A 22567-nucleotide genomic window follows, 5' to 3' on the forward strand; every position below is an offset into this window, starting at 1 on the left:
CTGCTTCGAAGGACGGAGTTGAGTCATGCAACCAGATGAACAAAATACGATTCTGATCTATCAGGCCAACGACGGGAGAACCCGTCTCGATGTCCAGCTCGATCACGAAACCGTTTGGCTGACTCAAAAGCAGCTGGCTGATCTTTTTGACGTCAAGGTTCCCGCGATTTCCAAACATGTGCGAAATATTATCGCTTCCGGCGAACTTGCTGCCGAGGCAACTGTTTCCAAAATGGAAAGAGTTCGTCGCGAAGGCGAGCGCTCGGTGAGCAGGGCCGAGGTTTCGTACAATCTGGACATGATCATTTCGATCGGTTATCGGGTGAATTCTGACAAAGCGACCCGGTTTCGCATCTGGGCAACCCAGGTTCTCAAAGATCATCTGGTCAAGGGCTACACCATCCATGAACAGCGCCTGCGCGAAGAAAGAGCCAAACTGCGCGAGATGCAGCAGACCGTCGATCTCCTCGCCCGCACCCTGACAACGCAGGAACTGGTCACCGAGACCGGCACAGACGTGCTGCGGGTGATCAACGATTACGCCTACGCCCTCGCCACCCTCGACCGCTACGACCACGGCACCCTGACCATTGCGGGGACGACCGGCGCGGCGCTGCACGTCATCGATTACGACGAGGGGATTTCACTCGTGCGGGCGATGAAGGGGGAGTTCGACGGCCTCTTCGGCATTGAGAAGGACCAGGGATTCAAGAGCGCCCTCGGCACGATCTACCAGACTTTCGACGGCAAGGAACTCTACCAGAGTGTCGAGGAGAAGGCGGCCAACCTGCTCTACTTCGTGGTCAAGAACCACGCCTTCAGCGACGGCAACAAGCGCATCGCTGCCGCGCTCTTCATCTACTTTCTCGCCGCCAATGCCATCCTCTATCGTCCCGACGGCTCCAAGCGCCTCGCCGACAACGCCCTGGTGGCGCTGACTCTGCTGATCGCCGAGAGCCGTCCCGACGAGAAAGAGACCATTGTCAAAGTCATCGTCAACCTGATCAACCGGAGCAACGACTAAACATCATGACACCAGCAGCCATCGTATCCAAACTCTGGAACTTCTGTAACGTCCTGCGCGACGACGGCATGAGCTACGGCGACTACGTCGAACAGCTCACTTATCTCCTCTTCCTTAAGATGGCCGACGAGCGCACCAAGCCGCCCTACAACCATCCCAGCACCGTCCCGCTGCAATGGGCCTGGCCGACGCTGGTGAAGAAGGACGGCGATGAACTCTTTGACCACTATCGCCACACCCTGGAAAATCTCGGCAACGAGAAGGGCCTGCTCGGGTTGATCTTCAATAAGTCGCAGAACAAGTTTCAGGACCCGGCCAAACTGCGCCGCCTGATCGTCGATCTGATCGACAAGGAAAACTGGTCGGTGATGAGCGCCGATGTCAAGGGGGACGCCTACGAGGGGCTGCTGGAGAAGAACGCCCAGGACACCAAGAGCGGTGCCGGCCAGTACTTCACCCCGCGGCCGCTGATCCAGGCCATCGTCGATGTCATCGCCCCCAAACCGGGGGAGACGGTCTGCGACCCGGCCTGCGGCACCGGCGGCTTTCTGCTGGCCGCCCACGATGCCATCGTCAGCAAGCATCCGCACATGTCCAGGGAGGAGCGCAAGGCGCTCAGGGAAGGAACCTTCAAGGGGTGGGAGCTGGTGCAGTCGACGGCGCGGCTCTGCGCCATGAACCTGATGCTGCACGGCATCGGCGGTGGCGATGGCGCCCTGCCGCTCGCGGTGAGCGACTCCCTCGCCGCCGATCCGGGGGAGCGTTTTGACATCATCCTCACCAATCCCCCCTTCGGCAAGAAGAGCAGCACCACCATCGTCGCCGAAGACGGCAAAGTCAACCGCGAGACCGAAACCATCGAACGCGACGACTTCTGGGCCACCACCAGCAACAAGCAGCTCAACTTCATGCAGCACGTCAAGACCCTGCTCAAGCAGCACGGCCGCGCCGCCGTGGTGGTGCCGGACAACGTGTTGATACTAGTGCAGGCCCCCTCCATAGATACCGGACCATCCGGTATCCTTTGAGAAACAAGAAACCCTCTCAAAGAAAGGAGCCTGCACCATGAAATTCTACACGAAACAGCACCAATTCTATTGCGGCGTCGATCTGCATGCAGACGCCATGTACGTCTGCATCCTTGATGCGACCGGCGAGGTGGTGGTTCATCAGAACATCCCGACCAAACCGAAAAACTTCCTGCGACTGATCAAACCCTACCGCTCCGGCATCGTGGTCGGCTGCGAGTGCATGTTTACCTGGTACTGGCTGGCCGATCTGTGCACCGAGCAGGAGATTGACTTCGTCCTCGGTCATGCCCTCTACATGAAGGCAATTCACGGCGGCAAGGCCAAGAACGATCGCATCGATTCCCACAAGATCGCCGTACTGCTGCGCGGCGGTTCTTTTCCGCTGGCCTATACCTACCCCAAGCCGATGCGGGCGACGAGGGACTTGCTGCGCCGCCGCAATCATCTCGCCCGCAAACGGGGCGAACTCTTCGCCCACATCCAGAACACCGCCACCCAGTACAACCTCCCCGAGCCGCTGGGACGTATCGCCAAACCGAGCGAGCGCGGTGATCTGCTCAAAAAGTTTCCCGATTCGGTGGTACGTCGCATGGTCGAGGTCGACCTGCTCACCATCGAACATTACGAACAGCTGCTGGATCGACTGGAGCGGGAACTGGAGCGCATCGCCACCGGTCATGATCCGATCAACCTGGCGCTGCTCAAATCGATTCCCGGGGTCGGCAAGATCCTCGGCATGGTGATGCTCTACGAGATCGAGGACATCGCCCGCTTCCCCCGCGAGCAGGACTTTGCCTCCTATTGCCGGCTGGTCAAGCCGGGCAAGGAATCGAACGGCAAGCATTATGGCCATTCGGGCAAGAAGATCGGCAACGCCCATCTGCGCTGGGCTTTTGGCGAGGCCGTGGTGCTGATGCTCAAAGGGAACAAGCCGGCTCAAACCATGCTGCAACGCCTGGCCAGCAAGCACGGCAAGGGGAAAGCCCTGGCCATCCTGGCCCATCGTCTCGGTCGTGCCGTCTATTACATGCTCAAAAATCAGGTGCCCTTCGACCAGGACAGGTTCCTGCGCAAGGCCGCCTGACGCGGAGGGGGCGGATCAGCCAGACCGTCTAACTGGAGGCAACCACAGCGGCGAGATAAGCTCGGCGGCCATAAGCAAGCGCAGACTTCTGGGCCAACAGCCCGACTTGGGCCGCATCATCCGCCAACTTCCGCCAGCCGGTTTGTTTTGATTGGAGGTCCGCCCCGCTCCAACAGCTTGCGCGATGGTCCAAAGGGCCCGCGCCGGATTCTGCCCCTTCCCCGATCCCGCACCTAACTGCGGCCATCGGCACCAAGATGGACCTCGCTATTTTGATTGGGACGGCATGAGGGCACGAGCGTGATTCCAGGCGGCAGGGAGAACCAGGTCGACAAAGACCGGCCCCTGCATCAAGAGCCTCGATAAGTGTTTGGAGCAGAATTCGTCTGCAGCCAGAAGAGAATCCCAAGCCGGAACCCGGTTGGCTCTTAAGTGATCAGTCGCATGTCAAAGAACGGGAGGGAAAACCTTTTTCGTTATCGGACTTTTTTACCCTTGACGGCCGGGGGCCTGATAAGTGTTCGAGGGCGGGGCCGGGGAAACCATCCGCCGCAAGCTGCTGCACGAGTGCGACGTCCACACCCTGCTGCGCCTGCCGACCGGCCTCTTCTACGCCCAGGGGGTGAAGGCGAACGTCCTCTTCTTCACCCGCAAGCCGGCCAGCGAAACACCCTGGACCAAGAAGCTCTGGATCTACGACCTGCGCACCAACGTCCACTTCACCCTCAAGACCAATCCCCTGAAACGATCCGATCTCGACGAGTTCGTCCAGCTCTACGCCGCCAAGCCCCGCGCCGCCACCTGGAGCGCCGAGAGCCCGACCGGCCGTTGGCGTTGCTACGACTACGCCGACCTCATCGCCCGCGACAAGGCGAGCCTCGATATCTTCTGGCTCAAGGACGACTCGTTGGAGGATTCGGACAACCTGCCGGCACCGGGTGTACTGGCGGCGGAGATTGTTGAGGACTTGCAGGCGGCGCTGGAGCAGTTTCGGTTGATTGCGGAGGATTTGGGGGAAGCGGTGGCGGTAGAGTCATGACCAGAACCGGAGAGAATTGTTGTTTTCAGCATGGTAAGTGAAATAATTGTGGACTTACTCTGCATAAAAGTTCTATTGTTTGGTCATGCTCATGGACCTGCGCCAGAAAATTCCCTATGAAGAGTTCGACTATCAGATCCTCCTGGATTCGCTGCGGGGGTATGCGCATCCGCGCAAGAAGATCACCTCTCTTCTGGCCAAGGGGGAAATCGTCCGCGTCAAGAAGGGGCTCTACCTCTTCAGCGAGCAGCACCGCCGCGCCCCGTACTGCCGCGAACTGCTGGCCAACCTCATCTACGGCCCCTCCAGCGTCTCTCTCGAATATGCCCTCCATTACCATGGACTGATCCCGGAAGGGGTCGAGACCATCACCTCGGTTACCTGCGGCCGGTCCCGCAGCTTCGACACTCCCGTCGGACATTTCAGCTACCGCGCCATCCCCATGGCGGCCTACCGGATCGGCATCGACCGGATCGAACTGGCCGACGGGCGGGCGTTTCTCATGGCGGTACCGGAAAAGGCGCTGGCCGACCGCGTAGTGGCAGAACGGGGAAGCGCCCTGCGGACGCAAAAGGAGCTGCTTGTTTTCCTTGTAGACAGCCTGCGTATTGAAGAGTCCGCCCTCGCGGGTCTCGACCCCGCGGCCATCCTGGTCATCGCAGAGGGCTATCGTTCGCGGCGGCTGAAGGTGCTGGGCCAACTGCTCGCCCGACTGCAGAAGGCGGAGGTGACCCATGCATGATGCCGTGGCGCGGATGCTGGCCAGGTACGAGAGCAAAAGTCTCGACGATCAGGTGGGGGCGTTGCGGGAGATCATTCAGGAGGTGGCCCTGCTCGGCTTGTGGCGGGCCCGTTTTTTTGAGCACGCGGCCTTTTACGGCGGCACTGCCCTGCGGATTCTCCACGGTCTCGACAGGTTTTCCGAAGACCTCGATTTCTCCCTGCTGGCGCCGGAGCCCGATTTCTCGCTGCAACGTTTCAGCGCCGCGTTGGAAGAAGAGGTGCGCGCGTTCGGTTTCAACCTGTGGGTAGAGACGGTGGAGAAGACGGTGGAGACCGCCGTGCAGTCGGCCTTTCTCAAGGCGAACACGCGCAGCGAGCTGATGGTGATCGAAGCCGACCAGCGGCTCACCCAAAACGTGCCGCCGGGGCAGGTTTTGAAGATCAAGGTCGAGGTCGACACCGACCCGCCGCCCGGTTTCCTGACTATCACCCGCTACCTGCTGCTACCAATCCCTTTTGCCGTGCGCTGCTACACGCTCCCCAGCCTGTTTGCCGGCAAGATGCACGCGCTCCTCTGCCGCAAATGGAAGAACCGGGTCAAGGGGCGCGACTGGTACGACCTGGTCTGGTACGCGGCCCATCACCCACAGCTCAACCTGCATCACCTGGAAAAGCGCATGCGGCAGACCGGGCACTGGTCGGGACCGCCATCCCTGGGCCGGGAAGACTTCGGTTATCTGTTGGAGGCCGCCATCGCCCGCCTCGACGTCGAGCAGGCGCGGCAAGACGTGGCGCCCTTTGTCCGGGATCGCCAGACACTGGCGCTCTGGTCGGCCGATTTCTTCCGGGACGTGGCCGCAAGGATTGTAATTGTCGAAGAGTAGGAGGGGGGACCCGCCATGGAGAACTTCATCTCCGAAGAGGCGATTGAGCAGGCCATTCTGAAACGGCTGCGTGAAGAGTTCGGTTTTGCGCGAGCGCAAAAGAATCAAGAGCAAAGGCGGGCCCAAGCAAGAGAGAACGGCAGTGGAGACGTTCTTAGGGGGATGGCCGACTCCCAAAGAGTTGATCTCTCAATGGGACAGACCTGGCGGATCCCTCTGCGGTCCATGGCCCTATCTTCAGAACGGGGAATGCCCCTCCCCTGATAGCGTTTTATCAACAGCCTTCCGGTCATTCCAGTCGCCTGCTCCTCCCCGCAAATGAGAAGAAAATCAGTTGACACGGGCCTTGCGGTTATCCTATAAAGCGGTGGTCAGACCAATTTAGCCCCCGGGAACGATGCCATGACCGCACTGCTGCTGATCCTGGTCAGCACCATCTTCGTCAACAACTTCGTCCTCTCCCGCTTCCTTGGCATCTGCCCCTTCCTCGGCGTGTCGAAGAAGGTGGAGACCGCCCTCGGCATGGGGATGGCGGTGACCTTTGTCATGACCATCGCCGCGGTGGTGACCTGGCTGATCCAGTACTTCATTCTTATCCCCTTCGGTATCGAGTACCTGCAGACCATCGCCTTCATCCTCGTCATCGCCTCGCTGGTGCAGCTGGTGGAGATGGTGATCCAGAAGGCGAGCCCGGTCCTCTACCAGTCCCTCGGCATCTTCCTGCCGCTGATCACCACCAACTGCGCGGTTCTCGGTCTGGCGGTCCTCAACATCCAGAAGGGCTACAACTTTATCGAGAGCGTCGTCTTCGCCATCGGCGCGGCCCTCGGTTTCACCCTGGCGATGGTCCTCTTCGCCGGCCTGCGCGAGCGCCTCGACTACTCGCCGGTGCCGCCGGCGTTTCGCGGCACCGCCATCGCCCTGATCACGGCCGGCCTGCTGTCGCTGGCCTTCATGGGTTTCGCCGGCCTCGTCAAGGGGTGAGGCGTTCCAGCGCCATTTAATCTCAGGTGGGTCGAATTCCCCGAAGCTTGCTTCGATGAAAGCGATCAATCTAAACTTTTGATACCCCGTAGCTTGCTGCGGGGAGATTCATTCACTTGTTGCCTGTTACGAATCACGGATAGTCCAATGCTTGCTTCCATCCTCAGCCTCGGTGGTATCGGTCTGCTCGCGGCGCTCGCCCTCGGGCTGGCGGCGCGCAAGTTTGCCGTCGAGGTCGACCCGCGCGAGCTCGCCATCCTCGAGGTCCTCTCGGGGGCCAACTGTGGCGCCTGCGGCTACCCCGGCTGCGGCGCCTACGCCAAGGCGGTAGCCGGCGGCACGGCCGATCCGACCCTCTGCACCCCGGGGGGCGCCGGCACGGTAGCGCAGATAGCCCACATCCTCGGGGTCGAGGCGACGGCGGCGGAACCGCAGGTGGCGGTGGTGCGCTGCCAGGGGGACAATGACCGCGCCAAGCTCAAGTACCACTACCTCGGCATCTACGACTGCACCGCCGCCCAGCGCATCGCCGACGGGCCGAAGAGCTGCCCCGGCGGCTGCCTCGGCCTCGGAACCTGCGCCCGGGTCTGCCCCTTCGGCGCCATTGAGATGACCGCCGCCGGACTGGCGGTGATCAGTCGCGAGAAGTGCACCGGCTGCCGCAAGTGCATTGCCGCCTGCCCGCGCCAGGTGATCGCCATGGCGCCGCTGCGGGCGACCGTGCATGTCCTCTGCAACAGCCAGGACAAGGGGGCGCTGGTGCGCAAGTACTGTCAGGTCGGCTGCATTGCCTGCCAGATCTGCCACAAGACCGTCCCCGCGGCCTACGTGATCGAGAATTCCCTGGCCCGGGTCGTTTACGAGCATCAGGAGGAGGCCGCCGCGGCGGTGGCCAAGTGCCCGACCAGGTGCATTCGTGATTTTGCCGAGGGCTATCCCGAGGGGAGCCGTTTTAGCGCGCCGACCTGCCCGACCACGGCCGGCCGGGCCGCGTGAGCCGGTGGCCCGGAAGTGATGCGATGAGACTCAAGAGTTTTCCCGGCGGGCTGCACCCGCCCGACAACAAGCAGTTCACGGCGCACAAGGCGATCGTCGATTGCCCGCTGCCGGCGGAGCTGGTGATCCCCCTCTCGCAGCACATCGGGGCGCCGGCGGACGCCTGCGTCAAGGTTGGCGACCTGGTGGCCAAGGGGGAGGTGGTCGGCCAGGCCCGGGGCTTCGTCTCGGTGCCGGTGCACGCCTCGACCTCGGGTGCGGTGGTGGCGGTCGAGCCGCGCCCGCACCCTGCCGGCAAGCCGTTGCCGGCGGTGGTAATCAAACCGGACGGGGAGGATCGCTGGATCGACGGCCTGGCAGGGATTCCGGCCGAAGAGCAGGACGACGAGAGTCTGCGCGACCGCATCCGCGCCGCCGGCATCGTCGGCCTCGGCGGCGCGACCTTTCCGACCCACGTCAAGCTGACCCCCCCGGGTGACAAGCCGATCGACACCCTGATATTGAACGGCGTCGAGTGCGAGCCCTACCTGACCGCCGATCACCGCCTGATGCTGGAGAATCCGGAGCGGATCGTCGACGGCATCACCATTCTGCAGCGGCTCCTCGGCGTGCGCCGGACCCTGCTCGGCATCGAGGCGAACAAGCCCGACGCCATCGCCGTCATGACCAAGGCCTGTGCCGGCACCAGCATCGAGGTGGTGGCGCTGGCGGTGAAGTATCCGCAAGGGGCCGAGAAGCAGCTGATCCTCGCCCTCATCGGCAAGGAGGTCCCCTCCGGCGGCCTGCCGATGGACGTCGGGGTGGTGGTGCAGAACGTCGGCACCGCGGCGGCGGTTGCCGACGCGGTGCGCCACGGCCGGCCGCTGGTGGAACGGATCGCCACCGTCTCCGGGCCGGCGATCGCCAATCCGCAGAATTTGCGGGTGCGCATCGGCACCCCGCTCTCGCACCTGGTGGCGGTCTGCGGCGGCGCCAAGGGGGAACTCGCCAAAATCATCATGGGCGGCCCGATGATGGGCAGCGCCCAGCTCGGACTCGAAGCGCCGGTGACGCGCGGCACCTCGGGGCTGCTCCTCTTCGGCCCGGGCCAGTTCCCGCGGGCGCCGGAAGGTCCCTGCATCCGCTGCGGGCGCTGCGTGCGCGCCTGCCCGGCCCATATCCTGCCGACCGCCATCGCCGCCTGCGCCCGCCTCGACCGCTTCGACGAGGCGGAGGGGTTCGATGCCATGGATTGCATCGAGTGCGGCTGCTGTACCTACACCTGCCCGGCGGCGATCCCGCTGGTCCAGGCCATCCGCCAGGCCAAGGCGGCAATCCTTGCCAAGCGAAGGAAGGGCTGACGTGGAATCGCCGCTCTATCTCTCCAGTTCCCCCCACGCCCACTCGGGGGTGACTACCGACCGGGTGATGCGCGACGTCATCATCAGCCTGCTGCCGGCCTGCGCCGTCGCCTTTTATCTCTTTGGCTGGCCGGCGCTTGTCACCCTGCTCCTCTGCACCCTGGGCTGCCTGGCGACCGAGGCCCTCTGCCGCAAGGGGATGGGGCAGGCCCTGACCCTGGGCGACGGCAGCGCCGCGGTGACCGGTATCCTGCTCGCGATGAACCTCCCCCCCTCCGCCCCCTGGTGGCTTTCGCTGCTCGGCAGCGTGGTGGCGATCGCCATCGGCAAGCAGGTCTATGGCGGACTCGGCCACAACCCCTTCAACCCGGCGCTGGTGGCGCGGGTGGTGCTGCTGATCTCCTTCCCGGTGCAGATGACGAGCTGGACCAGTCCGGCCCCCCTCGGCTCGGGCCTCGACGCCGTCACCAGCGCGACGCCGCTCGGCGAGATGAAGACCGCGGTGATGCTTACCGGCAAGCTCCCCGAGGCCCTCTCCGGCGGACTCGGGCACTATTTCACCGGCCAGATGGCCGGTTCCCTCGGCGAGGTCTCGGCCCTGGCGCTCCTCTGGGGCGCGGCCTACCTCTTCTGGCGCAAGGTTTTGACCTGGCACATCCCGGTCGCCTATCTCGGCAGCGTGGTGCTGCTCGGCGGCGCCTTCTGGCTGATCGACCCGACCCGTTACCCGAGCCCCCTCTTCCACCTGCTGACCGGCGGCCTGATCCTCGGCGCCTTCTATATGGCGACCGACATGGTCACCTCGCCGGTGACGCCGCAGGGGATGCTGATCTTCGGCGTCGGCTGTGGCCTGGTGACGGTGCTGATCCGCCTCTTTGGCGGCTATCCCGAAGGGGTCTCCTTCGCCATCCTGCTGATGAACGCGGTGACGCCGCTGATCGACCGCTTCGTGCGGCCGAAAAAGTTCGGCCTCGCCCCCGCGGCCAAGGGAGGGCCGGCATGAAAGAGATCGCCCGCCTCGTCTTTGCCCTGACCCTGATCGCGGTCGGCGCCGCCCTGATCCTCTCGCTGGTCGAAAGGGTGACCCGGGAGCCGATCGCCGAGCAGCGGCGGCTGGAGATGCTCAAGGCCCTCACCGCGGTGCTGCCGCCGATCGACAACCAGCCCGATAGCGACAGCGTCAGCCTGGTTGCCGGCAGCGACCGCAAGGGGCGGCCGCTGCAGCGGACCTTCTACCGCGGCCGCAAGGAGGGGGAGCTGGCCGGGGTCGCCTTCAAGGTCGTCGCCCCCGACGGCTACAGCGGCAACATCGAGATCATGGTCGGGGTCGATGCGGCTGGCGCCGTGACCGGGGTGGAGATTCTTTCCCATGCCGAGACCCCGGGGCTGGGGAGCAAGATCGCCGAGCCCTGGTTCAAGGATCAGTTCCGCGGCAAGACTTTGCAGAACGCCGACTGGCGCGTGAAGAAGGACGGCGGCGGTTTTGACCAGATCACCGGCGCCACTATCTCGCCGCGGGCGGTGGTCAACGCCCTTAAGGGGGGGCTGGAGTTCTTTGCCGGCCATCGCGCCGAGATTCTCGCCGGGGAGGCCAGGCCATGAACCTGCTGCAGGAATTTACCAAGGGGTTGTGGCGTGAAAACGCCGTCTTCCGGCTGGTGCTGGGGATGTGCCCGACGCTGGCGGTGACCACCAGCGCCGAGAACGGGCTCGGTATGGGCCTGGCGACCACCTTCGTGCTGGTCTGCTCGAACCTGGCGATCTCCGCCCTGCGCAAGCTGATCCCCGCCCAGGTCCGGATTCCAGCCTACATTGTCGTCATCGCTTCCTTTGTCACCGTGGTCCAGCTTGGCATGGAGGCCTTCGTCTACGACCTCTACAAGGCGCTTGGCATCTTCATCCCGCTGATCGTCGTCAACTGCCTGATCCTCGGCCGCGCCGAAGCTTTCGCCGGCAAGAAGCCGCTGCTGCCGTCGCTGGCCGACGGTCTCGGCATGGGGCTCGGCTTTACCCTCGCCCTCTTCGTCCTCGGCGCGGTACGGGAGCTCTTCGGCTCCGGCAGTTTGCTCGGTGTCAGCCTGTTCGGCGCCGCCTATCCCCCCTTCCTCCTCCTCATCCTCCCCCCCGGCGCCTTTATCGCCCTCGGCATCCTGCTTGCCCTGATGAACCGGTTCGATTCCCGCCGGGGTTGAAGCGATTCTGCAACGCGTGATTGTTAATCTCAGGTGGGTCGAATTCCCCGAAGCTTGCTTCGATGAAAGCGATCAATCTAAACTTTTGATACCCCGTAGCTTGCTGCGGGGAGATTCATTAAAAGTCCATTAACAATCACGCGTTTCCGCCGCGGCCGAGGTCGCGGTGCAAGCGCACCCGAGAGGCGGTCACCGACCCGGTTTGACCGGGTTAAAAACTGCCGCAAAGCCCCATTTAAACGGGCGTTCTTACTCGAAAAACTGCATACAGTATACTGTATTTTTTCCCTTGACAAAGGGTTTAATTTATCCTAACTTGCACACGGCCGTGCCCCGTAAACGGAATCCGGTGGTGCGTCCTTTTTCTCTGTCCAAAATCATCCTTTTCGGGAGGAGTTGTTTCCATGCTAGAGAGTTATCTGCCGATACTCGTCCTCGTCGCCATTGCCTTTGCCTTTGCTGTCGGCTCGGTGGTCCTGTCCCGGCTGATCGGCCAGAAGAAGCCTTCGGCCATCAAGCTCGCCCCCTACGAGTGCGGCATGCCGCTCTTCGGTACGGCCCGGGAGCGCTTCTCGGTCAAGTTCTACATCATCGCCATGCTCTTCATCGTCTTCGACATCGAGGCGGTCTTCCTCTATCCCTGGGCGGTCATGTTCAAGCGCCTGGGGATGTTTGGTTTCGTTGAGATGGGCGTCTTTATTCTGATCCTTCTTGTCGGTTACGTCTATGTCTGGAAAAAAGGAGCGCTGGAATGGGAGTAGAAGAAACCCTCGGCAATAATGTCATCACCACTTCGCTGGACAAGCTGGTCAACTGGTCCCGCGCCAAGTCGCTGTGGCCGATGACGTTCGGTCTCGCCTGCTGCGCCATCGAGATGATGGCCGCCGGCGCCGCCCGTTTCGACCTCGACCGTCTCGGCATCCTCTTCCGTGCCTCGCCCCGGCAGTCGGACTGCATCATCATTGCCGGCACCGTCACCAAGAAGATGCTGCCGGTCATCAAGGTCGTTTACGAGCAGATGCCGGAACCGAAATATGTCATCGCCATGGGCGCCTGTGCCTGCTCCGGCGGTATTTTCGATACCTACAGCACCGTTCAGGGGATCGACGAGGCGTTGCCGGTCGATGTCTACATTCCCGGCTGCCCGCCCCGTCCCGAAGGCCTCATCTACGGTATCGGCAAGCTGCAGGAGAAGATCATGAAGGAGCGTAACTCCTTCGGCGCGGTGATCGGTATCGGCGAGCGCATCAACGGGGTCTGATCCAGGTAACGATTCCACGAACAGAGATAGGGATTGAAGAATATGAGCGAACATGCAGCGGTAGCGAAGCTGAAGGAGCGATTCGCCGGGGCGGTCCTCGAGGTTGCCGAATTTCGCGGCGAGACGACGGTGACGGTGAAGAAGGAAGAGATCGTCGCCATTGCCTCCTTCCTCAAGCAGGACCTCGGATACAATTTCCTCTGCGACCTGTGCGGCGTCGACTACCTCGGCCAGACGCCCCGGTTCATGGTGGTCTACAACCTTTACAACATCAGCAGCAAGGACCGCCTCCGGGTCAAGGTTCCGGTCGCTGAGAACGATGCCGAGGTCGAGACGGTCAGCGGCGTCTGGGCGACCGCCAACTGGCATGAGCGCGAGTGCTGGGACCTGATGGGGATTTCCTTTGCCAACCACCCCGACCTGCGCCGCATCCTGATGCCGGCCGACTGGGTCGGGCACCCGTTGCGCAAGGACTACCCGTTGCAGGGACCCGACCGCGCTCCCTACCAGGGCCGCCTTTCCTAATCATCCGGCATGTTCACCCTTCGCTAGACGAGGTTAATGATGGCAACGACCGAAATCATGACCATAAACATGGGGCCGCAGCACCCCTCGACCCACGGGGTTCTGCAGCTGATTCTCGAGCTCGACGGCGAGATCGTCAAGAAGGCGACCCCGCATATCGGCTTTCTGCACCGGGGCGTCGAGAAGCTCTCCGAGCATCGCACCTATCACCAGGTCATCCCGCTGACCGACCGTCTCGACTACCTGGCGCCGATGAGCAACAACCTCGGTTACGTGCTGGCGGTGGAGAAGCTCCTCGGTATCACCGACCTGATCCCCGACCGCGCCAACCGCGTGCGCGTCATCCTCGCCGAGCTGACCCGTATCAAGAGCCACCTGGTCTGGCTGGCGACCCACGCCCTCGACATCGGCGCGATGACCGTCTTCCTCTACTGTTTCCGCGAGCGTGAGGCGATCATCGACATCTACGAAAAGATTTCCGGTGCCCGCATGACCTCCAACTACTTCCGCGTCGGCGGCCTTTCGGCCGACCTGCCGGCGGGGATCGAGCAGGAGATCCGCAGCTTCGTCGCCGCCATGCCCGGCCTGGTCGACACCTACGAAGGGCTGCTCACCGGCAACAGGATCTGGCAGAAGCGTACCATCGGAGTCGGCAAGATCAGCGCTGAGGATGCCATCGACATCGGCCTCTCCGGGCCGGCCCTGCGTGGTTCCGGGGTTGACTGGGACCTGCGCCGCGACAATCCCTACTGCGGCTACGAAGAGTATGACTTCAATGTCCCGGTGCGCACCGAGGGGGATACCTTCGCCCGCTACAAGGCGCGCCTCGACGAGATGCGCGAATCCTGCAAGATCGTCAACCAGGCCCTCGACAAGCTGCAGCCCGGGCCGGTCCTGGCCGACGCCCCGAAGGTCTGCCTGCCGCCGAAGAAGGACGTCGTCAACACCATCGAGGGGCTGATCCACCACTTCAAGATCATTACCGAAGGGTTCAAGGCCGAAGTAGGGGAAGTCTACCAGGGGATCGAGGCGCCCAAGGGGGAGCTCGGCTACTACCTGATCTCCGACGGCGGCAACCATCCGTACCGGATGAAGATCCGGCCGCCCTCCTTCGTCAACCTGCAGGCCCTGCCGCAGATGGTCGAAGGTTCTCTGCTGGCCGACGTCATCGCCACCATCGGGACCCTGGATATCGTTCTCGGTGAAATCGACCGCTAACCCGCTCTTCGGCGCGCGAGGGAGACCATGAGCAACGCAGCGGAACAAGTAGAGCAAGAGGAAATCGACCTGACCGGTGCCAACCAGGTCATCGATAAATATCTCGACATGCACGGGGCGCTGATGCCGGTGCTCCAGGAGATCCAGGAGGTTTACGGCTATGTGCCCGAGCCCTGCGTCCACCTGGTGGCCGAGCGGCTCAACGTCTATTCCAGCCAGATCTACGGCGTCCTAACCTTCTACGCCCAGTTCCACCTCGAGCCGCGCGGCAAGTACATCGTCCGCGTCTGCATGGGGACCGCCTGCCACGTCAAGGGGGCCGGCCGTATCGGCGACACCCTCAAGGACCGGCTCGGCGTCGGCCATGCCGAAACCACCGAGGATCTCAAGTTCACCGCGGAATACGTCGCCTGTATCGGCGCCTGCGGCATGGCTCCGGTCATCATGGTCAATGATGCCACCTACGGCAGCATGACCGTGAACAAGATGAACGAGGTCATCGACAAATACGTGAAGATGGACTGAAGCAACGCTTTCAACCCGATACCCTGATCGAGGATATACAGATGGCGGAAACAGCGGAAATGATCGAGGTTCTCATCTGCACCGGTACCGGCGGCATCGCCTCGGGCTCGCTGGTCGTGGCGGACGCCTTCCAGGCCGAGTTCGATAAACACGGCGTCGAAGCGAAAATCGGCAAGCGCTGTTCAATCAAGAAGACCGGCTGCCGCGGCCTCTGCGCCAACGACGTGCTGGTCGATATCGTGATGCCGGGACAGGCGGCTGTTACCTACGACTTCGTCACCGCCGAACTGGTGCCGCAGATCGTCGAGGAACATATTCTCGGCAACGAGGCGGTCGCCAAGAAGGTCGCCGGCGCCTATTATGAGAAGTTTCTGGAAAAACAGCAGCGCATCATCTTCTCCCGCTGCGGCACCATCGACGCGGAGAGCATCGACGAGTTCATCGCCCACAAGGGGTTCACCGGGATCAAGAAAGCGGTGACCATGACCCAGGATCAGGTCATCGAGGAAGTGAAGAAGTCGGGCCTGCGCGGACGTGGGGGCGGGGGCTTCCCGACCGGCGTCAAGTGGTCCTTCTGCAAGGCGACCCCGGGGACCGAGAAGTACCTGATCTGCAACGCCGACGAAGGGGACCCGGGTGCCTTCATGGACCGTTCGGTCCTCGAAGGCGACCCCTACGGCCTGATCGAGGGGATGATGATCGGCGCCTACGCCATCGGCTGTACCTTCGGTTACGTCTACTGCCGTGCCGAGTATCCGCTCGCCATCAAGCGCCTGCAGAAGGCGATCGATACCTGTTACGAAAAGGGGATCCTCGGCAAGAATTGCATGGGGCTCGGTTTCGACTTCGACATGCGCATCAAGGCCGGCGCCGGCGCCTTCGTCTGCGGCGAGGAGACCGCCCTGATGGCTTCCATCGAGGGGCAGCGCGGCATGTCCCGCCCCCGTCCCCCCTTCCCGGCGGTGCGCGGCCTCTGGGGCAAGCCGACCAACATCAATAACGTCGAAACCTTCGCCAACGTCGCCTATATCTTCTACAACGGCGCCGACTGGTACGCTTCGATTGGTACCGAGGGGACCAAGGGGACCAAGATTTTCGCCCTCACCGGCAAGGTCAAGCATACCGGCCTGGTCGAGGTTCCCGCCGGCACCACCATGCGCGAAGTCATTTACGACGTCTGCGGCGGCATCCTCAACAACCGCAAGTTCAAGGCGGTGCAGGCCGGTGGCCCCTCCGGTGGTTGTCTGCCGGGCGAGGCGATCGACGCCCAGGTCGACTACGACTCGCTGATCAAGGCCGGCGCGATGATGGGCTCCGGTGGCCTGGTCGTCATGGACGAGACGACCTGCATGGTCGACATCGCCCGCTTCTTCCTCAACTTCACCCGCGTCGAGTCCTGCGGCAAGTGTATCCCCTGCCGCATCGGCCTCAAGATCATGCTCGAGATCCTCGAGCGGATCACCGAGGGAAAAGGCCAGGAGGGGGACATCGAGCTGCTGCAGGATATGGCCTACGACATCAAGAAGAGCTCCCTCTGCGGTCTCGGTCAGACGGCGCCGAACCCGGTTCTGTCGACGATCCGCTACTTCCGCAACGAGTACGAGGCGCACATCAAGGAGAAAGAGTGCCCCTCCCACTCCTGCAAGCCATTGCTCCATTTCGAGGTTATCGAGAGCGCCTGCAAGAAGTGCGGTCTCTGCTACAAGATCTGCCCGGTCGATGCGATCCGCTGGGAAAAGGGCGGCATCGCCACCATCGACAAAGAGAAATGCACCCAGTGCACCTCCTGCTACGACGCCTGTCGTTTCATGGCCATTGAATAGTAGCCGGTTTTCCAGCTGATTCCGATACGAGGACGAGATGGTAAATCTGACGATTGACGGCAAAAAAATCACGGTCAAGAAGAACGCGACCATCTACGAGGCTGCCCAGGAAGCCGGTATCCATATCCCGGTCCTTTGTTATGCCAAGAAGCTGCTCCCCTACGGAGCCTGCCGGGTTTGCCTGGTGGAAGTCGAGCAGATGAAGGGGCGCCTGATCCCCTCCTGCACCACCCCGGTGACCGAGGGGATGGTGGTGACGACGACCTCGGACGAGATCCAGAAGGTGCGCAAGACCGTCCTCGAATTCCTGCTGGTCAACCATGTCGTTGACTGCCCGGTCTGCGACAAGGGGGGGGAGTGCGACCTGCAGGACCTGACCTACGAGTTCGAGGTGGTCAAGAACCGCTTCGAAGGGGTCAAGTTCGACCTCCCCAAGGACGAAGTCAATCCGCTCATCGAGCGCAACATGAACCGCTGCGTTCTCTGCGGCAAGTGTGTCCGGGTCTGTGACGAGATCGTCGCCTACGGCTCCTACTCCTTCATCAACCGCGGCTTCGAGACCAAGATTGCCACCGCCTTCGATCGCGGCCTCAATTGCGAATTCTGCGGCCAGTGCGTTTCGATGTGCCCGGTCGGAGCGATCCTGCCACGCCCCTTCAAGTTCAAGGCGCGCCCGTGGCAGCTCAAGGAGGTCGACTCGGTCTGTGGCTATTGCGGCAACGGCTGCACCGTCACCCTCGGAGTGAAGGACAACAAGGTCGAGACCATCCGCTTCAATGACAAGACCGGGGTCAACGATGGCAACCTCTGCATTCGCGGCCGTTTTGGTTATTCCTACGTCAACAGTGAAGAGCGCCTGCAGAAACCGTTGCTGCGCAAGGATGGTGCCCTGGTCGAGGTCAGCTGGAACGAGGCCCTCGAAGCGGTGGTGGCCGGTTTCAACGGCGCCAAAAATGCCGGTGGGGTCGGCATTCTCTCCGGCGCACGCCTGACCAACGAGGAGTTCCATCTCCTGAAAAAACTGGCCGGGACCCTTGGCAGCACCAACCTCGACCACTCCGGCGGCGAATGCTACAAGGGGCTGACCGAGGGGTTGCAGGAGACCCTGGGGCTGACTGCCTCTACCGGGACCTTTCCGCAGGTCGAAGAGTGTGATGTCATTCTTTCGATCCGTTCCGATTTTTACGAGACCCACCCGGTCTTCGGCATGGTCATCAACCAGGCGGTCAAGCGCAACGAGGCCCAGTTGATTGTGGTCGCCGACAAAAAAGGGAAGTTCGGTACTCTGCCCCACGCCGCGACTCTGCTCGCCAAGCCCGGCCTTGAGGTCAACATCCTCAATGCCATGGCTGCCGTCCTCATCGAGGAAGGCCTGGCGGTGACCGAGGGGGTCGAAAACCTCGACGCCCTCAAGGCCAGCCTTGCCGAATATGCGGTCGACAAGGTCGCCGCCGAGAGCGGGGTGGCCGCCGAAGCGCTGCGCAAGGCGGCCCGCCAGCTCGCGGCTGCGAAAAAGAGTGCGATTCTCCTCGCCTATGGCCTCCCCTACAGCGCCAACAGCAAGGAACTCGGGATCGCCGCGGCCAACCTTTCCATCCTCTCCGGCAATGCCGGGCGGGAAGGGAGCGGTCTCTATCTCTGTGGCGAGAAAGCCAACAGCCAGGGCGCCATCGATCTTCAGGTGCTGCCGGGCCAGGGTGGACTTGGTGCGCAGGCGATGCTCGCCGCCGCCGGGGAAGGGAAGCTCGGTGCCCTTTACGTGATCGGCGAAGACCCGCTGACCTCCTACCCGGACCGGGCCAAGGTCGAGGCGGCGCTGGCGAAGGCGAAGTTCGTCGTCGTTCAGGACCTCTTTCTTTCGCCGACGGCAGAGCAGGCCGATGTCGTGCTTCCCGCGGTCTCCTTCGCCGAGAAGGACGGGACCTTTACCAACGCCGAGCGGCGCATCCAGCGGGTCCGCCCCGGGGTGACCCGGCCCGGCGAAGCCAGGAGCGATGCCGAGATCTTCACCGCTCTGGGCGCACTGTTCGGCAGTACCCTGAGTTACACCGGCCCGGCGGCGATCTTTGCCGACCTGGCGCAGGCCGTTCCCGGGTACGCCGGGATCGACTTCACCGCCATCGGCGCCCAGGGTGTTGTCTGGGGCGGCGAGCAGCTGGCGCCGACCCGCAAGAAGGTGGTGCCGGTGGCTGGCGGCAAGCCCGTGACCAGCGCCTTTCAGCTGGTGACCGGCAGTGCCCTTTACCACAGTGGCACCATGTCGACCCGGGCCAAGGGCCCGCTGGCCGTCATCCCCGAACCCTACCTCGAGCTCGGTCGCGAAGACGCCGCTGCACTCAAGGTCGCCGAGGGGGATCTGCTCAAGCTCAAGGGGAACGGCGTCGAGCTGCAGCTCAAGGCCAAGATCGGCAACCGTCTCCCCAAGGGAGTGGTCTTTGCCCCCTATCACTTCGCCAGCGCCGGCATCAACCGGCTTTACCGCGGGGAAGCTGCCGTTTCGGTGGAAGTGAGCAAGTAACCAGGAGCGATCATGGATTGCCCCAAGTGTCAATCCCCGGTATCCGCCCGGGCCAGGTACTGTGATCAGTGCGGTGCCAATCTCGTCGAGGATGTCGGGTTCCTTCACCAGAAGGCGATCGACTGTTACCACCGCGGTCTGATTGACGAAGCAGTGCAGCTCTGGGACCAGGCCCTGCAACGGGCCCCGGAGTTCAGCAAGGGATATTACTACAAGGGGCTGGCCCTCTACGATCGCGGCGATCTGTCGCAGGCCGTAGCGGCTCTCACCCGGGCGTTGCAGGGCGAGCCGGAACCCTTCCGGGTCTACTTCAAGCTGGGGATGGCCCAATACGGCCTGGGGGATCTGGCCGGCAGCATCGCAAGCTACCGCCGGGCCCTGGAGATCAACCCCGGCAGCGCCGAAACCCATTACCGGCTCGGCCTCACCTGCCTGCGCAACTCCAGTCTCGATGAGGCCCGCAGCGCCCTCGAGCAGGCAGTCGCCATCAACGGCAGGTACACACGGGCGCTCTACACCCTCGGGCTGGTACTGGAGCAGCAGGGCGAATACGACCAGGCCGTCGAGCAGTTTCGCAAGGTGGTAACGATCAGCCCCGGCTATACTTCGGCCATTTTCGAGCTCGGCATGGCCCTTTACCGCAAGGGCGAGATGGGGGAGGCGGCCGACCAGTTCCGCGCCGCCGCAACGAGCAGTCCGCGCTTTGCCCCGGCCTGCTTCATGCTCGGCGAGACCTTGCGCCGGGCGGGTGATTTCGGCGGGGCGATCGACGCCTACCGGGATTCGCTCCGGCTCAACCCCAGGGACCCGGAGGCCTACGTCCATATTGCCGAATGCAACCTGCAGCTCGACCTGCTCGGTGCCGCCCTGGAGGCGGTCGACGCCGCCCTGGCGATCAACCCGCAGCATCGGGACGCCCAGTACCTCAAGTCCCACATGGGGCAGATGAAAACACCGCATAAACCCGGATTTTGACCGTCACCGATAACGACCGTGTCCACATCGTTTAAGGAAGAGGATAGACATGAACCCGGAAATCCTGAGCCTCTCTAACAGCCCCGCCCTGTTCGTCCTTGCCATGTTGGTCAAGATCCTCGTGGTCTTTTCCGTGACCATGCTGATGGTCGCCTACGCGACCTGGGTGGAGCGCAAGGTAATCGGCCACATGCAGACCCGTCTCGGCCCCATGGCTACCGGCTGGCATGGCCTGCTGCAGCCGATTGCCGACGGCCTCAAGCTCTTCTTCAAGGAAGATATCATTCCCTCGGAAGCGAGCAAGGTCCCCTTCATTCTCGCACCGATGATGATTCTGGTGCCGGCGCTGATCACCTCCGCGGTGATTCCCTTCGGCCCGGACCTGACGATCGGCAATTACGTCATTCCGATGCAGATCACCGACCTCAATGTCGGCATGCTCTACATCCTCGCCATGGCCGGTCTTGGCGTCTACGGCATCGTTCTCGCAGGCTGGGCCTCCAACAGCAAGTACTCGCTCCTTGGCGGCATCCGCTCTTCGGCACAGATGGTCTCCTACGAGCTGGCGGCCGGGATGTCGATCATCGCCGTCTTCATGCTCTCCGAGACCCTCAGCATGCGCGGCATCGTCGAAGCGCAGATGCAGCCGCTCTGGGGACTCACTTCGGTGCCGGCCTGGATGCACAACTGGTATATCTTCTCCCAGCCCCTCGCTTTCGGCCTCTTCGTCATCTGCGGCCTGGCCGAGATCAACCGCACCCCCTTCGACCTTCCGGAAGCCGAGACCGAGCTGGTCTCCGGTTTCTGTACCGAATACTCTTCGATGAAGTACGCCCTCTTCTTCATGGCCGAGTATGCCAACATGATCGTCATCTCGGCGATCGCGGCGACCCTCTTCCTCGGCGGCTGGGACGGCCCCTTCCCCGGCGCCATCAACATCCTGCTGAAGATCTTCGCATTCATGTTCTTCTTCATCTGGCTGCGGGCGACCTGGCCGCGGGTACGGTATGACCAGCTGATGTTCCTGGGGTGGAAGGTCTTCATTCCCCTTTCGCTCGCCAACATCGTGGTCACCGGCCTGGTGATCGTGGCACAGCAGTAATTCAAACACCCGAGACAAGAGGATTCGGCCCATGATCAAGGAATTCATCAAAGGTCTGAGCATTACCTTCCAGCACATGCTCCCGGGGCATTCGACCACGGTGCAGTATCCGAAGCAGAAACTGCAGGTCTCCGACCGCTTCCGCGGGCTGCACCGCCTGGTGCCGACCCATGATCGGGAGAAATGCGTCGCCTGCTACCTCTGCCCGACGGTCTGCCCGGCCAAGTGCATCACCGTCGAATCGGCCGAAAACGAAAAGGGCGAGAAGTACCCGCGCATCTACCAGATCGACCTGCTGCGCTGCATCTTCTGCGGCTACTGCGTCGAGGCCTGCCCGGTCGAGGCGATCGAGATGACCGGCAACTACGAGCTGGCCAACTACCAGCGGGACGACTTTACCTTTACCAAAGAGCGCCTTCTCAAGTAATCCATACAGGAGCGTTATCCCATGGAAATTCTGTTCTTTTACCTGGTCGCCCTGGTTGCGGTCATCTCGGGCCTGCTGGTCGTCACCTGCAAGAACCCGGTCAACAGCGCGATCTCGCTGGTCATGACCTTTGTCTGCCTGGCGACCTTCTATGTGATGCTGCATGCGCCCTTCATGGCTGCGATCCAGATCATGGTCTATGCCGGCGCGATTATCGTCCTGATCATCTTCGTCATCATGCTGCTCAACATCGGCACGACGTCGCAGCGACAGACCAGTCACAGCAAGGGGTTTGCCGCCGGGGCCGGCGTTCTGATGGTGATCCAGTTCCTCTACATGCTCAACCACAGCGACGCCACCGGAATGCCCGGGGAGATCACCAAGGAGGTCGTGGCACGGGTCGGGCACACGGAGTTGATCGGCAAGGCGCTCTTCACCGATTTCCTCCTCCCCTTTGAAATCACCTCGATCCTGCTCCTGGTTGCCATCGTCGGCGCCGTGGTGCTGGCCAAGAGGAACGTCTAGATCCCGCGGAACAGGAGAGAGAACCATGGAACCAACCGTCCACCATTATCTCGTACTCAGCGCAATCCTCTTTTCCCTGGGGACCGTCGGCGTGCTCACCAAGAAGAATGCCATTGTCGTCTTCATGTGTATCGAGCTGATGCTCAACGCCGTCAATCTCTCGTTCATCGCCCTGTCGCATTTCCTCGGCAGCATGGACGGGCAGGTCTTCGTCTTCTTCGTCATGACGGTGGCCGCGGCGGAAGCGGCGGTCGGCCTGGCGCTGATGATTGCTTTCTTCCGCAACCGCGAGTCGATCGACGTCGAAGAATTTAACCTGCTGAAATGGTGATTCACTGCGGATTCGCACGTGGCCCAATCCGATTAGAGGA

General features: G+C 62.4%; 23 protein-coding genes and 2 pseudogenes. All 25 read left to right on the top strand.

The window, feature by feature from the left end; translation table 11 throughout:
* The first annotated feature begins 25 nt into the window (after positions 1 to 25).
* Positions 26 to 1024, top strand: a complete 999-nt coding sequence (locus ACYQ8E_RS13500) for a virulence RhuM family protein/type II toxin-antitoxin system death-on-curing family toxin (RefSeq protein WP_066723651.1) — start codon at positions 26 to 28, stop codon at positions 1022 to 1024.
* Between the two features lie 5 nt (positions 1025 to 1029).
* A pseudogene (locus ACYQ8E_RS13505) lies at positions 1030 to 2001 on the top strand (type I restriction-modification system subunit M); the annotation flags it as partial.
* A gap of 88 nt (positions 2002 to 2089) precedes the next feature.
* A complete protein-coding gene (locus ACYQ8E_RS13510) occupies positions 2090 to 3139 on the top strand; it encodes an IS110 family RNA-guided transposase (RefSeq protein WP_066723639.1) in 1050 nt (349 codons plus the stop codon).
* Positions 3140 to 3656: 517 nt separating this feature from the next.
* Positions 3657 to 4178 (top strand): annotated as a pseudogene (locus ACYQ8E_RS13515) (N-6 DNA methylase); the annotation flags it as partial.
* A 91-nt stretch (positions 4179 to 4269) separates the two neighbouring features.
* Positions 4270 to 4920 carry a type IV toxin-antitoxin system AbiEi family antitoxin domain-containing protein gene (locus tag ACYQ8E_RS13520; RefSeq protein WP_231875379.1) on the top strand — a complete coding sequence of 217 codons (651 nt, stop codon included), beginning with the start codon at positions 4270 to 4272 and terminating at the stop codon, positions 4918 to 4920.
* Positions 4913 to 5785 (top strand): nucleotidyl transferase AbiEii/AbiGii toxin family protein, encoded by an 873-nt coding sequence (locus tag ACYQ8E_RS13525; protein ID WP_066723660.1) that lies wholly within the window; start codon positions 4913 to 4915, stop codon positions 5783 to 5785. Before ACYQ8E_RS13520 ends, ACYQ8E_RS13525 begins: the two co-directional genes overlap by 8 nt.
* 15 nt (positions 5786 to 5800) lie before the next feature.
* Complete coding sequence (locus ACYQ8E_RS13530; RefSeq protein WP_066723663.1) at positions 5801 to 6049, top strand: hypothetical protein; 249 nt, start codon at positions 5801 to 5803, stop codon at positions 6047 to 6049.
* Between the two features lie 138 nt (positions 6050 to 6187).
* Positions 6188 to 6769 carry an electron transport complex subunit RsxA gene (gene rsxA, locus ACYQ8E_RS13535; RefSeq protein WP_066723666.1) on the top strand — a complete coding sequence of 194 codons (582 nt, stop codon included), beginning with the start codon at positions 6188 to 6190 and terminating at the stop codon, positions 6767 to 6769.
* Between the two features lie 147 nt (positions 6770 to 6916).
* A complete protein-coding gene (locus ACYQ8E_RS13540) occupies positions 6917 to 7765 on the top strand; it encodes an RnfABCDGE type electron transport complex subunit B (protein ID WP_066723668.1) in 849 nt (282 codons plus the stop codon).
* 23 nt (positions 7766 to 7788) lie between these two features.
* The gene (gene rsxC, locus ACYQ8E_RS13545) at positions 7789 to 9105 is read left to right on the top strand and encodes an electron transport complex subunit RsxC (RefSeq protein WP_066723670.1); all 1317 of its coding nucleotides are present in this window, start codon (positions 7789 to 7791) and stop codon (positions 9103 to 9105) included.
* Position 9106: 1 nt separating this feature from the next.
* Positions 9107 to 10108 (top strand): RnfABCDGE type electron transport complex subunit D, encoded by a 1002-nt coding sequence (locus tag ACYQ8E_RS13550; protein ID WP_197463708.1) that lies wholly within the window; start codon positions 9107 to 9109, stop codon positions 10106 to 10108.
* Positions 10105 to 10707 carry an RnfABCDGE type electron transport complex subunit G gene (locus ACYQ8E_RS13555; RefSeq protein ID WP_066723672.1) on the top strand — a complete coding sequence of 201 codons (603 nt, stop codon included), beginning with the start codon at positions 10105 to 10107 and terminating at the stop codon, positions 10705 to 10707. The genes ACYQ8E_RS13550 and ACYQ8E_RS13555 overlap by 4 nt, the downstream gene beginning before the upstream one ends.
* Positions 10704 to 11297 carry an electron transport complex subunit RsxE gene (rsxE, locus tag ACYQ8E_RS13560; RefSeq protein ID WP_066723674.1) on the top strand — a complete coding sequence of 198 codons (594 nt, stop codon included), beginning with the start codon at positions 10704 to 10706 and terminating at the stop codon, positions 11295 to 11297. The genes ACYQ8E_RS13555 and rsxE overlap by 4 nt, the downstream gene beginning before the upstream one ends.
* Before the next feature lie 404 nt (positions 11298 to 11701).
* Positions 11702 to 12058 (top strand): NADH-quinone oxidoreductase subunit A, encoded by a 357-nt coding sequence (locus ACYQ8E_RS13565; protein ID WP_066723677.1) that lies wholly within the window; start codon positions 11702 to 11704, stop codon positions 12056 to 12058.
* The gene (locus tag ACYQ8E_RS13570) at positions 12049 to 12558 is read left to right on the top strand and encodes an NADH-quinone oxidoreductase subunit B (RefSeq protein ID WP_066723680.1); all 510 of its coding nucleotides are present in this window, start codon (positions 12049 to 12051) and stop codon (positions 12556 to 12558) included. Before ACYQ8E_RS13565 ends, ACYQ8E_RS13570 begins: the two co-directional genes overlap by 10 nt.
* Before the next feature lie 42 nt (positions 12559 to 12600).
* Positions 12601 to 13083, top strand: a complete 483-nt coding sequence (locus tag ACYQ8E_RS13575; protein WP_066723683.1) for an NADH-quinone oxidoreductase subunit C — start codon at positions 12601 to 12603, stop codon at positions 13081 to 13083.
* 39 nt (positions 13084 to 13122) lie between these two features.
* On the top strand, positions 13123 to 14301 hold the full coding sequence (gene nuoD / locus ACYQ8E_RS13580) for an NADH dehydrogenase (quinone) subunit D (RefSeq protein WP_066723685.1): 1179 nt from the start codon (positions 13123 to 13125) through the stop codon (positions 14299 to 14301).
* A 27-nt stretch (positions 14302 to 14328) separates the two neighbouring features.
* Positions 14329 to 14826 (top strand): NADH-quinone oxidoreductase subunit NuoE, encoded by a 498-nt coding sequence (nuoE, locus tag ACYQ8E_RS13585; protein WP_066723686.1) that lies wholly within the window; start codon positions 14329 to 14331, stop codon positions 14824 to 14826.
* Between the two features lie 41 nt (positions 14827 to 14867).
* The gene (nuoF, locus tag ACYQ8E_RS13590; RefSeq protein ID WP_066723688.1) at positions 14868 to 16649 is read left to right on the top strand and encodes an NADH-quinone oxidoreductase subunit NuoF; all 1782 of its coding nucleotides are present in this window, start codon (positions 14868 to 14870) and stop codon (positions 16647 to 16649) included.
* Between the two features lie 37 nt (positions 16650 to 16686).
* The gene (gene nuoG / locus ACYQ8E_RS13595) at positions 16687 to 19167 is read left to right on the top strand and encodes an NADH-quinone oxidoreductase subunit NuoG (protein WP_066723691.1); all 2481 of its coding nucleotides are present in this window, start codon (positions 16687 to 16689) and stop codon (positions 19165 to 19167) included.
* A gap of 12 nt (positions 19168 to 19179) precedes the next feature.
* The gene (locus tag ACYQ8E_RS13600; RefSeq protein WP_066723700.1) at positions 19180 to 20142 is read left to right on the top strand and encodes a tetratricopeptide repeat protein; all 963 of its coding nucleotides are present in this window, start codon (positions 19180 to 19182) and stop codon (positions 20140 to 20142) included.
* A gap of 49 nt (positions 20143 to 20191) precedes the next feature.
* Positions 20192 to 21244 (top strand): NADH-quinone oxidoreductase subunit NuoH, encoded by a 1053-nt coding sequence (nuoH, locus tag ACYQ8E_RS13605; protein ID WP_066723702.1) that lies wholly within the window; start codon positions 20192 to 20194, stop codon positions 21242 to 21244.
* Positions 21245 to 21275: 31 nt separating this feature from the next.
* A complete protein-coding gene (locus ACYQ8E_RS13610) occupies positions 21276 to 21671 on the top strand; it encodes a NuoI/complex I 23 kDa subunit family protein (RefSeq protein WP_066723705.1) in 396 nt (131 codons plus the stop codon).
* 21 nt (positions 21672 to 21692) lie between these two features.
* Positions 21693 to 22196: an NADH-quinone oxidoreductase subunit J family protein gene (locus ACYQ8E_RS13615; RefSeq protein ID WP_066723708.1), complete on the top strand. Its 504-nt coding sequence runs from the start codon at positions 21693 to 21695 to the stop codon at positions 22194 to 22196.
* 25 nt (positions 22197 to 22221) lie between these two features.
* Positions 22222 to 22527 carry an NADH-quinone oxidoreductase subunit NuoK gene (nuoK, locus tag ACYQ8E_RS13620; RefSeq protein WP_066723711.1) on the top strand — a complete coding sequence of 102 codons (306 nt, stop codon included), beginning with the start codon at positions 22222 to 22224 and terminating at the stop codon, positions 22525 to 22527.
* Positions 22528 to 22567 lie beyond the last annotated feature (40 nt).

Source organism: Desulfuromonas carbonis (genome assembly GCF_054658035.1).